Origin of the sequence: Novosphingobium sp. AAP83, from assembly GCF_001295795.1 — a bacterium.
Taxonomy (GTDB): Bacteria; Pseudomonadota; Alphaproteobacteria; order Sphingomonadales; family Sphingomonadaceae; genus Novosphingobium.
Genome location: NZ_LJHY01000001.1, coordinates 95,965 through 110,716, shown reverse-complemented (window position 1 = coordinate 110,716; position 14,752 = coordinate 95,965). Strand labels below are relative to the sequence as shown.

Here is a 14,752-nt window from a genome sequence, read left to right as displayed (position 1 = left end):
GCCTCGATCTCCCAACCGGCTCGATCAGTCCTTCTTCCCGTGGCCGTAGGAGTAATAGTTGTAATGGTAATCGTAGGACAAGCCAGCTTCGGCCGAACGATACTTGGTCAGGACGACGCCAAGCACATTGGCGCCTACTGAACGAAGACGGCGCAACGCGGTCTTGGTCTGCCCGAAGTTCGAGCGATTGGCTTCAACGATAAACACGACGCCGTCGACTAGACGCGACACCAGCGGAGCGTCGGCCAGACCCATAACCGGCGCGGAGTCGATCATGATCAGTGCATAATCGCCACGGCACTTCTGGATGAATTCCGCAAGCCGTGGCGAGGATAGGATCTCGACCGGATTATGAGGAATCGAACCAACCGGCAGGACCGAAAGGTTGTCAATCGTACCTTTGATCAATGCAGACTGCAGGTCGATATCGCCCAGCAGGACTTCCACAAATCCTTGCGTCGGCCGCTTGGTCGCTCCGAACATCGCAGAAACCGTAGGCTTGCGAAGATCCGCGTCGATCAACAGCGTCTTGTGACCCAGCTCCGCGTACTTGCGTGCAAGCACGGTTGCGGTCAGCGTCTTGCCTTCCGATGGCTGACTGGACGTCACCATCAATACACGATTGTCACCCGACTGCGCAAAGTCGAGCGAGGTTCGAAGCGAAGAGTAGGATTCCATGAGCGCGCTGAATGGATCGGCTACCTGCGCCTCCACATCCATGCTCTCGACATTGGGGGTAAAGCCCAACAACGGGGTGCCGAGCTTCCGCTCGACGTCGTCGACAGACCGCAACCTGTCATCGAGCGAGTCGCGAAGAACCGCCAGAGCCACGGCTAGGCCAATGCCCACTACCATCGCTGCTAGCAGGTTCTTGGTCAGGTTCGGCGATATAGGCGCCCCCGGAACCGATGCATCATCGACCTTGGTAATCGCGCCCTGCTGGATATTGGCGGCGGCTGCGACTTGATTGTAGCGATCAAGCAAGGCGGCCAACTGCGTCCGCAAAGCCGCGGCTTCGCGGTCGAGCAGGTTGTAACGTACACGGCGGTCTTGCTCGTCCAGCGTGTCGCCCGAAACCTTCTTCAATTCGCCGGAAAGTGCTTCTTCCTGACGCAATGCAAGCTGGTATTGATCGCGAATACTGTTCTTGACGTCAGTGCTTAGCCGGGTGATCTGGCTGTCCAGAGACGTCAGCGTCGCTCGCGCTTCACTGACTTGCGGATAGTTTTCGCCGTAACGCTGGCGCAACTCCGAAATCTGCGCTGCAACCTTCGACCGTTCAGCGACCAGTGCCTGGATCGCGTTGTTAGCCTGCACCTCGGGGAGTTGCGATGCCGCAAGACCTTGCGCGTTACGCCAGCGTTGCTCGGCAGCAATGCGGCGATTGCGCGTTTCAGTGTAGGTGCCCGAAACCGTACCAAGGGTCGCAACAGTAATCGTCGCAGGTGGCGATGCACCATTGGTATCGCCTGCTGCCGGGGCGGTGGTGGCGATAATCCCGTTCGCCTTGGCATAGGCATTGGCTGCCATTTCGGCATTCTGAAGTTTGTTGCCGATTTCTCTGATCTGGGTCGTCAGGTAATTTTGCGCATACGTGCTGATTTCGATACCCCTGCGGGTATCTTCGAGCACAAAGTTGTCGACGTAAGCATTGGCGATGCTCGCCGCGAGGCGAGGGTTTTCGGACTTGAAGCTGATCGTCAGGATGCGAATGTCATCCGGCACGACCACCGAGACGCCACCCTTGAGAATCGCAGCAGCGATTTCGCGACGCCTGGCCTTCCATTTTTCATCGCTCAGGTTTGCAGGGCGGGTAGTGGCAGCATCCCCGAGAAGTTCGTCGTTATCCGCCAGCTTGAGCGTGTCAACAACTTGGTAGGCCATGCGTTTGCTCATGATCACCGCGCCTTGCGTGCTCATATAGCGACTGAATTCTCCACCGCGCATAGCGGGTTCAAGGTCTTGGCCTTCGACAATGTTTGCCTGGCTCGAATCGACCTGCACCGTCGCAGATGCCTGATAAACCGGCTTGGTCATCAAAGTGGCAACGAGACTAAGGACTAAGACTGCCAAAATCACGCCAATGAGCAGGTTCCGCTGGCGAAACGCCAATCCCCTGATCGTTTCAAGGCTGATCAGATTACCAGTTCGGTCGATGGCTGCGCCATCCGTCCTTGGGAGATATTGGTCTACCCAGGATTCGCGGCTGTTGGCCTCTGACATGCGAGCTTGTACCTTTTCATCCATAGCGCAAACCTCGAGCCGTCAAAGGCGTGTAAAGATCGCCAACGCGGGAACGGTCTTGAGGAAATCTTGCCAAAACTGCGAGAGGCCCGACGTACCCACGATAATGCGATCATTAGGCTGCAACACAGGGTCCATCATCGTGCCGAGGCGCACCTGAGCATAGTCGAACTTGGCGACAGCGATGCCATCGGCCCGCTGGCGAAATACAGCAACTTCATTAAGCTTGGCAACACGGCTTGGCCCCGCAGCAAGTGAGATCGCGCCAGAAAGGCGTGTACCCGGTTTGAACGAATACATCCCGGGCTTTTCGACCGACCCCTCGACTGTCACCACGTGCGATGCGAATTGCATCACGTTGATGCTGACCTTTGGGTTGACAAGTATACCCGCGCCAAGCTTCTGCATAACGTACTGCTCGACTTCGCGGGTGGTCATACCTTCGACCTTCAAGGCCCCCACGACGGGTAGAGACAATATGCCGTCTGCGCCCACTGGCACGTTCTGGATCGAAAGTTCAGGCTCCCGAAATACGTTGACCGAAATGATATCGGCAGGTCGCAGCACATATAGCGCCGGTTCAGTGGCAGAATAATCAGCCTGACCATACTCTGTAACCGCGCCGGTCGTAGCCATTCCAACACGAACTGGCGGGCTGCTTCCACACCCGGCAAGCGCACCAGCAAGCGTTATGCCGACAATAATACGGGCGCAAGGCCAAAAACCAAAACTTTGCATCCGAGATAGCGCCCTGAATGAGTACGGAAAGTTGCATATACCTTGGCACATGTTCTTCGCAACCCCTATGCCACAACTGTTGTGCACTGCAACAACAAACGCATCTTTCCGAACAAGAGCTAAAGCGATATCAGGCCTTTTGAAAAGCAACCTTTGAACGGGAATGCACTGATGATCGCGAATGGATACTCGCTTCTGACTCTCGCCGGCAGTACTATCTATCTCACGGTTGCAGCAATTTGCGTACTCGCTTTTATTTATGCTTTCAAACGCGACCGGCCGATGGCCGAAAGGTGTGCGTGGCTTTTTGCCGGCGGCTGCTTCATCGTGCTGGCTTTGATGCGCATTTTGGGAATTGAAGAAATCTTGCGGGATTTGTTGCGCCAGACCCTTTTGGCTAATGGTACTTATACAATGCGACGGACCATCCAGGGACCGATCGCGGCAATTGCAATCCTGACCTTGTTTGCCATCCTTTTTGGCGCATCTGGCGCTTGGCGACCTTCCCGCTCGCGCCTCGATAATGCGGTCAGGTGGGGGCGCTTGGGACTAACCACGATGGCCATGTTGGTAGCTCTAAGGCTGATCTCGTTCCACCCGGTCGACGCTCTTCTTTACAAAGGTCCGCACCTCAACTGGCTGATCGATATTGGCTCCAGCCTGGTTGTCGCAATGGCCGGGTGGCAATACACACGCTTACTCGGCATCATGGTGAAAACTCGTTAAGGGATCGAGGCAGTTACGTTACTGGTGAGGATTCAAGTTCCAAGGCACAACGGTAGGCTGCGACCAATGGCCCAATTTGATGACTCCAGTTCAGCTCTGTCTCGACCCGCCTGCGCCCCAGCGCGCCCATTGCCGCACGCCGTTCCGGATCGCCAAGTAATTCGACAATTTTTGCTGCAAAGTCGACCGGGTCGTTCGCCTTGGCGTAGAGCGATGCCTCCTGCGCCGAAAAGCGACCTTCGGTGACATCGAACTGCACGATCGGCTTTTCCAGCGACATGTATTCCATGATCTTGTTCATCGTGGACTTGTCGTTCATCGCATTGACGCGATCGGGATTGACCCCGACATCCATTGTCGAAAGCACTTCGAACAGGTCCTGATCAGGCGCGCGCCCGGTGAATTGGACGAAGTCGGCCAGACCTTTCTCGATCACTAGCTCCCTGAGCTTGGCCAGACTCGGTCCACCCCCGACGAGGCAGAATTGGATGTCTTCACGAGCTTCTACCTTTACGATATGCTCGACGGCATCGATCAGCAGGTCGATCCCCTCCTGGTCTCCCATTACGCCGACATAGCCGACCAGAAAGCGCCGCCCGTTCTTCCAGCTTTCGACCGGGGGCACACGCTTCAGGCGACTGAGGTCAGGGCCGGAGCGGACCACGAACACCTTCTCGGGCGCCATGCCGCCGCGTTCGATCGCGATCCTACGGTAGGATTGGTTGGTTGCCATAGAAACGTCGGCGAATTTAAAGGTCAGCCTTTCGAACAGGACCATCAATTTCCAGAAAAAGCCGCGCTTGTTGAACTTGGCTTCGTAAAGCTCGGGATTGATGTCGTGGTGATCGAAGATGTACTTGACGCCCAACAGCTTGAACGGGAGAGCCACCAGGAAGATCAGGTCCGGCGGGTTGCAGCCCTGGATCACGTCTATGCCGCGCCGGAAGTAGATCTTCCACGCGAGAACTGTTTCCCAGAATAGCGCCGCGCCATACTCCAGAAGGAAACCCAGCGCGCCGCTCGCCTCGATCGGTAACGGATGGCGGTGAATGTCGATGCCGTCGATCACTTCGAAGCGCTTCTCATAGCCTTTGCCGGTGGGGCAGATAATGGCCACTTCGGCGCCCGCTGCCTTGAGCGTTCGTGCTTCCTGCCAGACGCGCCGGTCGAACGGCAGCGGCAGGTTTTCAACCACAATGAGAACCTTCTTGCCCGCCAGCGGATGTCCCGGGATTTCTGTCGGGAATTCGAAATCCCCTATCGCCACTGGCAGCGTCATGCAATCGAGCTCACATCGACGATGCGATTGTCACCCAGATCGAGATCCTTGATCAGGCGGTTTGTCGCGATAACCGCTCCATACTGGCGTGATTGTGCGGTAGCCTTGTCGACGAGCAAACCGTCGATCGAGGGCAGGATTGCGTAAGCGTACCCAAGGTTTGCACCAATCAGGCTTTCAGGCTTCAGTTGCGGATCATAGATGTCGAGCGCGAAGCCGGCGTCGAGCAGCTTGCGCGCCATATCCACCGCAGGGCTTTCGCGCAGGTCGTCGGTATCGGCCTTGAACGCAAGTCCAACGAGCAGCACGCGTGCGCCCGGCTTCAGACCGTTCGTTACTTGAAGAAACTGGTGATGCTTGTGCGCGTCGTTGCTGCGCAGCAACGAGTCAAACAGGTGCGCCTGCGATCCTGTATCGGCAGCGATATGCTGCAACGCGCGCACGTCCTTCGGCAAGCACGATCCTCCGAACGGACCACCGGGACGCGTATAGTATGGCGAGATGTTAAGCTTGGTGTCCGAGACGAATATCTGGTGGACTTGGCGCGCGGAAATGCCGATGTTCTGGCATACGCGCCCGACCTCGTTGGCAAAGGCGACTTTCACCGCATGCCAAGTGTTGTCGACGAACTTGGTTATCTCCGCTTCACGGATGCCGACATGGAAGATCGGTGCCTCGATCCCTTCGTGCAGCGCGACCATCTTTTCCGACGGCACACCGTCTAGCGTACCCAGCACGATCTTGGGCGGATTGAAATAGTCCTCGATCGCGGTCGCTTCGCGCAGAAATTCCGGATTGTAAACGAGTTCGACCAGCTGGTCCACGGCATCGCCCAGAAGCGCGCGGAAAATCGGCTGGATCATTTGCTCGGTCGTTCCCGGCCGCATCGTCGAACGATAGACGACGGTGAGCGGCGTCCTGCGATCGGGCTTTATCGTTGCCGCAATCGCGCGGGTAACCTGCACGATGTAGCTCATGTTGTGGGCGCCATCGACTCCGCTCGGCGTGCCGACACATACAATCGCGATATCGCAGTCGTCCAGCTTGTCGCCGATTTCCGTTGTCGCTTCGAGCAGGCCATTTGCGCGGGCCTTGGCGATGAGGTCATCAAGCCCCGGTTCAAAGACCGGCGACTTGCCCGAATTAAGCGTTTCGACTTTGCCATTACTGACGTCGATGCCCAATACATGGTGACCTTGGCTGGCAATACATCCTGCTGCTGTGCAGCCCACGTAACCGAGACCGAGAATGGCAATCTTCAACGTTATCTCCTGAACCTTATCATGCTTCAGCCTCGATATGCCTTTGTTCGGGGTTCCACTTAGAAACACCTCCGGGCTCGACTATTTTTGCCGCAGTGCCAAAACCTCGAAAGAAAGACGGTTTCGTCTAGCAAGTAAGTTATGATGGTGCAATGCAATATACTGTATATCCGTGTTCCGGAATTGGCAGTTTTGCAGGAAATTCAGGGCTTCGCGATTATCTGCAAAAGTTTTTTCCACGCCTTATCGGCCAGTTTTTGCTGCGCTACTGCTATTTTCTGTTTTCGCGGCGACTAACGCTGACGAGGCTCCCACGCCATGGCCGGTCCTGCTGCAACACGATCTTTTCAGGGTGGCCATGATCGCATGGCGATTGCGCTCTCTTAGCCGGCAACGCTTGCCCTGTGCAGGCATCGGACGCCGGCATCATTTTTGATGAACATCGGGCATACGACAAGCGTGAGTGGCCGTTGATCGAAACATCGCTGAAGTATCACGAGTTGCAACATTGCCAAGCCGACATTGCGATTCACTTGCCATATGTATCTGTGCATTGTGGAGCGCCTTTGTGGAGAGGTATTATTTTACCTCCTCAAAAACACCCTGATTTGCTTGACTCCGGGGGGCATATGCAACAAAGGCGCGCTTCCTCGCCGTGATGCACAGGCAACCGCCTGTTGTGTCCGGGTATTGAAATTCAGGGAACCGAAGCGCCATGAAGGCACTGAGCAAGGTCACCCGGTCGATTAAACCGGCCGAGGTGGTAAAGAACTGGCATCTGATCGATGCCGAAGGTCTGGTGGTTGGCCGTCTGGCCGTCGTCATCGCCAATCGTCTGCGCGGCAAGCATAAGCCAAGCTTCACGCCTCACGTCGATTGCGGCGACCACGTTGTTGTAATCAACGCCGACAAGGTGCGTTTGACCGGCAACAAGCTGAAGAACAAGATCTACTACAAGCACACCGGTTATGCCGGCGGCATCAAGGAAGTGACTGCGGACAAGGTCCTTAGCGGTCGTTTCCCTGAGCGTGTGATTGAAAAGGCGGTCGAACGCATGATCCCGCGTGGTCCTCTGGGCCGTGCGCAGATGCGCGCTCTTCACCTCTATGCCGGTGCAGAACACCCGCATGCAGGCACTCAGCCAGTGGCGCTCGACGTCGCTTCGATGAATCGCAAGAACAAGGTGGGTGCATAATCATGGCCGACACCGACAACACAGTATCCAGCCTGGCTGATCTCAAGGATCTGACCGCTGCTGCACCCGTTGCTCCTTCGGCTCCTGCCGCAGAAGGCGAAGTTGCCGCTCCTGTCATCCGTACGGGTCCAGCAGCACCGATCCGCGATCGCGAAGTCGATGCACAGGGTCGTTCGTATGCAACCGGCCGCCGCAAGGATGCCGTTGCCCGCGTATGGCTCAAGCCTGGTTCGGGCAAGGTCACCGTCAATGGCCGTGACCAGACCGTCTATTTCGCCCGTCCAACCTTGCGCCTGGTGATCAACCAGCCGTTTCAGGTTGCCGGTCGCGAAGAGCAGTACGACATCGTCTGCACCGTCAAGGGTGGTGGTCTTTCGGGCCAAGCCGGCGCGGTAAAGCATGGCATCGCTCAGGCCCTGTCAAAGTTCGAACCCGAACTGCGCAGCGCCGTCAAGGCTGCCGGCTTCCTGACCCGCGATCCGCGCGTCGTTGAACGTAAGAAGTACGGCAAGGCCAAGGCCCGCAAGAGCTTCCAGTTCTCGAAGCGTTAATCTCGCTCAGGCTTTTGCCGAACAAAATCAAGGGGCTGGCCTTCGGGCTGGCCCTTTTTTTGGTTTACACAATCGTCGGAATGCCCACCCCGCTGCAACTAAGACTTGCCATGCAAGCCTAAGTCTCGCTCAAAACAAGCTCGCCTGCACCGGCGGCTCCTCCGGAAAATCCAACTCAATCATCGCTGCATCGGAATAGGCCCGCTGCATCGCCGCCGCACCCACGCCGTCGGCCGATAGCCAGCGATCTGCCGCCTGCGCCGAACCGATGATCACCGGCATCGCCTTGGGATGAATGCGCCCCACCAGTTTATTGGGCTCGCAGGTCAAAAATGCAAACCGCGCACCGTCCTCTGCCACTCGCCACAGTCCGGCAAAGGCGAACAGCGGTTGCTCTTTCAGCGCGAACCAGTGCTTGCGCTTGCGCCCCGTCACCGGATCTGCCGCGTGCGACCATTCCGAGAACGCTGTCACCGGCACAAGGCACCGCCGCGCCGGATCACCCAGCGCTGTGCGCCACATCGGTGAGCCAAGGTTGCGGATGTTGGTTACCGGGCGCTTTACGTCGCCGGACGGCGGCCAACCCCAACGCATCGTCTCGATCCGCCGTGCGTCATCGCGCGCCACCAAGACAGGCGCCTCACGATCCGGGTAAATCTCGTGAAATGGCGGCAAGTTCACTTGCGTGTTCACCACAGGCGCAAACAACTGCGCGATGGCTTGCACGTTGCTGGTCATGCGATACAAGTTACACATAGTACAAGATAATACCCGGAGAGCGCACGATGGCCACCCAATTGCGACCCAATGTCGAATGTAGCGAAGCCGAATGGCATGCGCGCCAAGAACTGGCGGCGTGCTACCGCATTTACGATCACCTCGGCTGGTCGGAATCGATCTACAATCACATCTCGTTGAAAGTGCCCGATGAAGAGGGCGCGTTCCTGATCAATCCGTTCGGGCTGCTCTACAGCGAGGTGACGGCGTCGAACCTCGTCAAAATCGATATTGATGGCAACACGCTTGATCGCAGCCCTTATCCGGTGAACAAGGCGGGCTTTACCCAGCACGCCTATTTCCACCGCCATCTGCCCTGGGCGCATGCAATCAGCCATGTCCACACCACCGAAACGATGGCCGTGTGCAGCCTTGAAGAAGGGCTGATGCCGGTCAATTTCTATGCCTGCAATTTCGTGAACCAGCTGGCCTATCACGATTTCGAAGGCGTCACCGTCCGCGCCGAAGAGGGCGAACGTCTGCTCGCCAATCTGGGCGACAAGCGCATCCTGATGTTGCGAAATCACGGTCCGGTCGTGCTCGCACCCACGCTGCACTTGATGTTCCTGATGCAGTGGAGCCTCCAGCGCGCTTGTGAAATCCAGATGGCCACCTTGTCGATGGGCCAGCCCGTCATCCGCGTGCGCGATGATATCGTGGCAGTGCACCAGCGCGATCTGGGACAAGTCAACGCAGGCGGCGCTCCCGGTGCAGCAGACTTTGCCGCATGGACCCGGCGGATTGACAAGATTGACCGTAGCTGGCGGGATTGATCGGGAGGCCACAGGCAGGCTAAGCCCCGCCTATGGCCCGCCTCACCGTCAACAACCAGCCCGTCCAGTATCGCCTCGAAGACGATACGCCCCTGCTCTGGGCGCTGCGCGATGGCGCAAACCTGACGGGCACCAAATATGGCTGCGGTACGGGGGAATGCGGCGCATGCATGGTGATCGTTGATGGACAGGCGATGCCCAGTTGCACGCTCTTGCTGGGCGAGGCAGAGGGCCGCAACGTGACCACGATCGAAGGTCTTTCATCAGACCGATCGCATCCCGTGCAACAGGCGCTAGTGGCCGAACAAGCCATCCAGTGCGGCTTTTGCACGCCCGGCATCGTCATGGCCGCCGCCGCTTTGCTTACCGCCAACGCCAATCCGGCGGATGAAGACATCGCGCGGGCCATCACCAACATCTGCCGCTGCGGCGTCTATCCCCGCCTGATCCGCGCCATCCAGCGCGCAGCCCGCGTGATGCGCGGTGAAGAAACGATCAGCGCCGCCCCGCCACCGGCGATCACCGCACCGGGCGCGGGGTAGCTTTGAAAAGTGTGGCGCCCTCCCCCGGTGGGGGGGTGGGGGGGACCGGCGAAGGACGCCAACGGGGGTTAGCTCTTAAAACTTGGCCTTGATCGAAATGCGCGCGTTCAGCGGTTCACCGGTCGAGATGTTGTTGTCAGTGTGCGCGGCGGGGAAATAGTCGGTGTCGGTCAGGTTCTCGACGTTCAACTGCACCGAGAAGCGATCCGATAGGTCATAGAACACCGCTGCATCCGCGCGGGTGAACGCAGGCAGCGTAACCGCGTTGCTGATCGTGGCAAAGCTGCCCGATTGATGCGTCACGCCCAATCCCAATCCAAGCTGTTTGGTCACGTCATAACGCGTCCATGCGGCAAATTGGTGACGCGGGAGTTGCGAGAGCTTTCGTCCGACAGGCGCGGCGGTGGTTTGCGAACGGACCTCGCCATCCTGCAAGGTGTAGCCCATACTCACTTGCAGATCGGGCGTCACGCGGCCCGCCAATTGCAGTTCAATGCCCTTGGTACGCGTCTTGCCTGACAGTTCGGGCAGGCCGGTAACGGGATTGTTAAACCGCGAATTGTCGCGCTCCAACCGGTATGCCGCAGCGGTGAAGGCAAGGCCGGGATTGATGTCCCATTTCACGCCTGCTTCCAGGTTTTCAAACTGTTCAGGCGCCAGCGTTGCCTGCGTTGCATCCAGCGCGCCAAACTGGTCGCCCGATTGCGGCAGGAAGCTGCGGGTAAAGCTGCCATAAAAGCTCACGTTCGGTTGCGGCTTGATCACCACACCAAAGCGCGGTGACCACTTCTTGTCTGTCCGCGAAGCGCCAACGCCGTTGATCGCGTTACGGCCGGTGATCCGGAATTCATCAAACCGCACGCCTGCCACCACTTGCAGGAACGAGGCAAGTTCCACCTGGTCCTGCACATAGGCAGAAAGTGTGCGCACATCGGTGCGGCTGTTGGTGACGAAATTGCCATACGTGAAGGCAGGCGCAACAATCCGCTCGGCCAGCGTCACGGTTGCATTGGCAGTGTTGCGGCGCGTGGCGTGCGTATCCTGATCGGCGGCTTCCACCCCTGCCAGCAAAGTGTGGCCGATGCCGCCGGTTTGCCCTGTCCACACAAGGTTGGCCTGCCCCACCCAGCTATCGCGCAACGTGGCGCTGTCATAACCCGAAAGAACAACGCTGTTGCCAATCACCGGTCCACCAGCGAAAATATTGCCGTAGTACTTGTCGGTGTGGCTGTATTGCCCCAGCACATTGAAGCTGAGGTTTTCCGCCAGTTCATGGTCCACGCGGGCTTGCGCGATGTGCGCCTTGACCGTGGCTGTGTTCAGATCGGTGCGGCCAAAGAAGGTATCGTCAAAACCGGTCAGCGGCTTGCCGCCCAGCGATGGCACCCCGCGATCGGTTATCCGGCGATCATCGTCGTAATTGTACGAAAGCTCTACCCGCGTCGCATCGCCCGGTTCAAACGCCAGCGTCGGGTTTACCCCGATAAAGCGGCCTTCAAATTCCTGCCGGTGATTGTCGAATTCTTCGTAAGTGGCATTCAGCCGCGCGCCGACGGCTTCGGCCAGCGGCTGGTTCCAGTCGGTAGCCAGTGCAAATGCGCCGAAGCTGTCGACATTGGCGGTGGCCTGACCCTGCACGCCATCAAAGTCGGGCGTCTTGCTCACACGGTTGATCACCCCGCCGCCGCCGCCACGGCCAAACAGCAGCGCATTGGCACCCTTCAGCACCTCGACGCGCTCGATGTTATAGAGCGAGCGGTAGTATTGCGTGTCGTCACGCAAGCCGTCGAGATAGAAGTCGGCGGTCGTGTTCTGGCCGCGCAGGGTAATCTGGTCGCGGTGGCCTTCGCCCTGGCCCAGCACCACGCCCGGAACATAGCGCAGCGCATCACCCAGTTGCGTGATGCCCTGATCATCAAGCTGCTCACGCGTCAGCACCGTAATCGTCTGCGGCACGTCCACCAACGGGGTCGGCGTCTTCACAGCATTGGCATCGACCGGGCGATAGCCGTCAGCCGAGCCGGTCACCACGATCACCGGATCGGCAAAACCTGCGTCCGCCGGGATCAGTTCGTCTGCGTAAGCTGCTGCTGGAACCAGCGTGGATCCGGCCAAAAGCAGGCTTGCAAGGCGGTTGAGGGGACGGTGTAGGGGACGGTTCACAGTAACTTCCTGATTTAATTATCATTCGCAAGAAGTTCACTATTGCGAGGCAATCTCATTTGCAAGATATTTATTGCGAAAAATTCGCAATAAGCTTGATCTGGATCAAGGACGCCACAAGACATCAGGCTTGCCGCAGATACGCAGCGCGCTAAACAGCCTGCCACACCAAACGGGCGCAGGGGCAGCAGCAATGAAGGCAACGATCTGGCACAATCCCGGCTGCGGCACGTCGCGCAACGCGCTGGCGATGCTGACGGATGCAGGGGCCGATGTCACCGTGGTCGAATACCTCAAGACCCCGCCCACTGCTGACAAATTGGCGCAGCTTTACCGTGATGCCGGGCTCACCCCGCAGCAGGGCTTGCGCCTGCGCGGCACCGATGCCGGAGAACGCGGGCTGCCCTCTGCCGATGATGCAACCGTGCTTGCCGCCATGGCAGCAGAACCCAAGCTGATCGAGCGCCCTTTGGTTGAGACAGACAAAGGCGTGCGACTGTGCAGGCCCAAAGAAAAAGTGCTGGAGATACTTTAGCGGCCCGAAACGCCATCAAACCCGCCGGTCAGAACGGCAGCGAATTGCCCGCCAGTATCAGCGCCGCAGCGCAGCCCAGAACAATCACCCTACGCGCGGCGTCTTTCAACGCGAGCGCAGGCAAGGGGTCTTGGATAAGGGCAATAGCGCGGGCCATTGCCGTTACATGCGCCCCAAGCCTTTAACAAACCGTAAAGGCGCTTAACCCTCTAGCCATTCATGCAGCGCGGCGAGGCATTCGCGTGCCAGCAGCTTGGACCGCTCGGGGCTCCACCCTTGCGCGGCGCAGGGCAGGTCGTCGTTGTCCTTGAACGGCATTTCCAGCGTCATCGCCACCGCGCCGAAGCGCTCCGCCACCTGATTGGTCGACATCGTCAGGTTGGCGCGGCCTGCACCGGCGGTGGGATAGCCGCGCTTGGTTTGAAAATCGGGCGTCCGCCGCTCAAGGATCTGGCGATAGCGGGTATACCCTGCGCCTTGCGCCTCGGTCCACGAAGGAATGCCCTCGAATCCCGCGATGAACACATAGGGAATCGCTTCGTCGCCATGCACGTCGATCGCAAAATCGACGCCCGTGGCATCCATTGCATTGCGGATCGCCAGCACTTCGGGCGAGCGCTCGCTCGTCGGCTCGCGCCATTCGCGGTTCAGGTTCACGCCCACCGCATTCGTGCGCAAATGGCCCCGGCACGATCCATCGGGATTGGCATTGGGCACCACATGAAACCGGCAGCGCTGGCGCAGCGCGCGTGCGTGCGGATCGGCCGGATCGGTCAGCATATCGAGCGCGCCTTCCATCCACCATTCGGCCATCGATTCGCCCGGATGCTGGCGCGCATAGAGCCAAACCTGCTGCGGCCCGTCGCCCAGCGAAAGGCAATCGATCGGCTGGCCCTCGATGCTCAGCCCCAGATTGCGATACTCCACGCCCTCACACGCAGCCGTTTGCGCCACCAGATCATGATGCCGCTCCATCGAATAGGGCGCGAAATAGGCGAACCAGCATGTCCCCGCTTGTGGCGTGTGACGGATGGTCAGCGTCCCGCCCTCTTCCTGCGCATCATACGCAGTATCTGTCCGTCCCCAGTATTCGCGATCTTCGGAAAAGACCGCGCGATAGGCAGGCCAGCCGCCGGGATAGGCCGACGCGCCAAGGCCGGTAATCTTCAGCGTCACCTCCCTGCCCGCAGCGCCATCCACGCGGAAATGGAACCACTGGAAGAAATCGGACGCTTTGTCCTTGCGGATCGCCAGCCGCGCAGTCGTGCCCGCAACGGAGAGGACGTTGATGTTGCCGGAATCAAACGCGGCGTTTATGGAAATATCGCTCATTTGGTGGTGATAGTCTCACCCGAGGTTCCGGGGAAGCCCGCGAACAGGGCGTGCGCCAATCGGGTTGCGGCCAGCGCCGGAGCAGCTTCCTTGGCCTTGGCATTCTCGCGCGTTTCGGCACGGCCTTCCCACAGCGAATCGCCAGTCACCCGGTCCCGGATGCGCACCGAAAGCCGCGTCAGCACCACATCCTTAGGCCCGCCGCCAAGGTTGAACCCCAACCCGACGCCCAGCCCGCTGCCAAATCCGCCAGTCTGTCCACCCACGCCCACGCTTACCGGATTGCGCCGGTTGGCCCGCTGGATCGTCTCGCGCTCGACCATCACTTGCACGATGCCGTCCGCCGCGCCCGGCGTTGCCGTGCCAAAGCCAGCAGCGGTCAATTCGCGCGCCACAGCCTCACGCCAAAGGCCCTCCTCCAAGCCCTGTCCGTTTTTGGCGGGATCACTCCCCGGCGCCATTTCCACGATCACCGCCGCACCCTTCAGCCGGGGCAAAGTCTGCGCGGTGTGAAAGCGCGTCACATCAACCGGCGCAGGCTTTGCGGCCAATGGAGTGGCGATCAGTGCCGCAAGGGCAAACGTGGCAGCAAAGCGTTTCATAAACGGGGCATCCCTCTATCCTGGTGCCAAGAT

15 protein-coding genes are annotated in these 14,752 nt (G+C 58.9%); 6 read left to right on the top strand and 9 right to left on the bottom strand.

Annotated elements, in window-relative coordinates:
- Positions 1–24: 24 nt before the first annotated feature.
- Positions 25–2,223 carry a polysaccharide biosynthesis tyrosine autokinase gene (locus IP81_RS00535; RefSeq protein WP_197274464.1) on the bottom strand — a complete coding sequence of 733 codons (2,199 nt, stop codon included), beginning with the start codon at positions 2,221–2,223 and terminating at the stop codon, positions 25–27.
- A gap of 42 nt (positions 2,224–2,265) precedes the next feature.
- The gene (locus tag IP81_RS00530) at positions 2,266–2,880 is read right to left on the bottom strand and encodes a polysaccharide biosynthesis/export family protein (RefSeq protein ID WP_231626185.1); all 615 of its coding nucleotides are present in this window, start codon (positions 2,878–2,880) and stop codon (positions 2,266–2,268) included.
- 273 nt (positions 2,881–3,153) lie between these two features.
- Here IP81_RS00530 and IP81_RS00525 point away from each other — a divergent pair, with 273 nt between their 5' ends.
- On the top strand, positions 3,154–3,708 hold the full coding sequence (locus IP81_RS00525) for a hypothetical protein (protein ID WP_054106001.1): 555 nt from the start codon (positions 3,154–3,156) through the stop codon (positions 3,706–3,708).
- A gap of 13 nt (positions 3,709–3,721) precedes the next feature.
- Here the strand turns inward: IP81_RS00525 and IP81_RS00520 are convergent, their stop codons facing one another.
- Together IP81_RS00520 and IP81_RS00515 are read right to left on the bottom strand one after the other, a co-directional pair.
- A complete protein-coding gene (locus IP81_RS00520; RefSeq protein ID WP_157573017.1) occupies positions 3,722–4,987 on the bottom strand; it encodes a glycosyltransferase family 4 protein in 1,266 nt (421 codons plus the stop codon).
- The gene (locus IP81_RS00515; RefSeq protein ID WP_054106000.1) at positions 4,984–6,249 is read right to left on the bottom strand and encodes a nucleotide sugar dehydrogenase; all 1,266 of its coding nucleotides are present in this window, start codon (positions 6,247–6,249) and stop codon (positions 4,984–4,986) included. The genes IP81_RS00520 and IP81_RS00515 overlap by 4 nt, the downstream gene beginning before the upstream one ends.
- A gap of 715 nt (positions 6,250–6,964) precedes the next feature.
- Between IP81_RS00515 and rplM the strand changes: the two genes are divergently transcribed.
- On the top strand, positions 6,965–7,444 hold the full coding sequence (gene rplM / locus IP81_RS00510; RefSeq protein WP_054105999.1) for a 50S ribosomal protein L13: 480 nt from the start codon (positions 6,965–6,967) through the stop codon (positions 7,442–7,444).
- 2 nt (positions 7,445–7,446) lie between these two features.
- Positions 7,447–7,995, top strand: coding sequence for a 30S ribosomal protein S9 (gene rpsI / locus IP81_RS00505; protein WP_054105998.1), 549 nt, complete (start codon positions 7,447–7,449; stop codon positions 7,993–7,995).
- 129 nt (positions 7,996–8,124) lie between these two features.
- Here the strand turns inward: rpsI and IP81_RS00500 are convergent, their stop codons facing one another.
- Positions 8,125–8,751, bottom strand: a complete 627-nt coding sequence (locus IP81_RS00500) for an SOS response-associated peptidase (protein WP_054105997.1) — start codon at positions 8,749–8,751, stop codon at positions 8,125–8,127.
- A 29-nt stretch (positions 8,752–8,780) separates the two neighbouring features.
- Here IP81_RS00500 and IP81_RS00495 point away from each other — a divergent pair, with 29 nt between their 5' ends.
- Positions 8,781–9,545, top strand: a complete 765-nt coding sequence (locus tag IP81_RS00495; protein WP_054105996.1) for a class II aldolase/adducin family protein — start codon at positions 8,781–8,783, stop codon at positions 9,543–9,545.
- A gap of 32 nt (positions 9,546–9,577) precedes the next feature.
- Positions 9,578–10,087: a (2Fe-2S)-binding protein gene (locus tag IP81_RS00490; protein ID WP_054105995.1), complete on the top strand. Its 510-nt coding sequence runs from the start codon at positions 9,578–9,580 to the stop codon at positions 10,085–10,087.
- 75 nt (positions 10,088–10,162) lie between these two features.
- Here IP81_RS00490 and IP81_RS00485 read toward each other — a convergent pair whose 3' ends face one another.
- Positions 10,163–12,250: a TonB-dependent siderophore receptor gene (locus IP81_RS00485; protein WP_054105994.1), complete on the bottom strand. Its 2,088-nt coding sequence runs from the start codon at positions 12,248–12,250 to the stop codon at positions 10,163–10,165.
- Positions 12,251–12,443: 193 nt separating this feature from the next.
- Between IP81_RS00485 and arsC the strand changes: the two genes are divergently transcribed.
- Positions 12,444–12,785: an arsenate reductase (glutaredoxin) gene (gene arsC, locus IP81_RS00480; RefSeq protein ID WP_054106083.1), complete on the top strand. Its 342-nt coding sequence runs from the start codon at positions 12,444–12,446 to the stop codon at positions 12,783–12,785.
- Between the two features lie 28 nt (positions 12,786–12,813).
- Here the strand turns inward: arsC and IP81_RS21485 are convergent, their stop codons facing one another.
- From IP81_RS21485 to IP81_RS00470, 3 genes are read right to left on the bottom strand one after another with little or no spacing between them, the layout of a single operon-like run.
- A complete protein-coding gene (locus IP81_RS21485) occupies positions 12,814–12,942 on the bottom strand; it encodes a hypothetical protein (protein ID WP_255352407.1) in 129 nt (42 codons plus the stop codon).
- Between the two features lie 44 nt (positions 12,943–12,986).
- Positions 12,987–14,117, bottom strand: coding sequence for a M14-type cytosolic carboxypeptidase (locus IP81_RS00475; protein WP_054105993.1), 1,131 nt, complete (start codon positions 14,115–14,117; stop codon positions 12,987–12,989).
- Positions 14,114–14,719, bottom strand: coding sequence for a DUF4136 domain-containing protein (locus IP81_RS00470; RefSeq protein WP_054105992.1), 606 nt, complete (start codon positions 14,717–14,719; stop codon positions 14,114–14,116). The genes IP81_RS00475 and IP81_RS00470 overlap by 4 nt, the downstream gene beginning before the upstream one ends.
- Positions 14,720–14,752 lie beyond the last annotated feature (33 nt).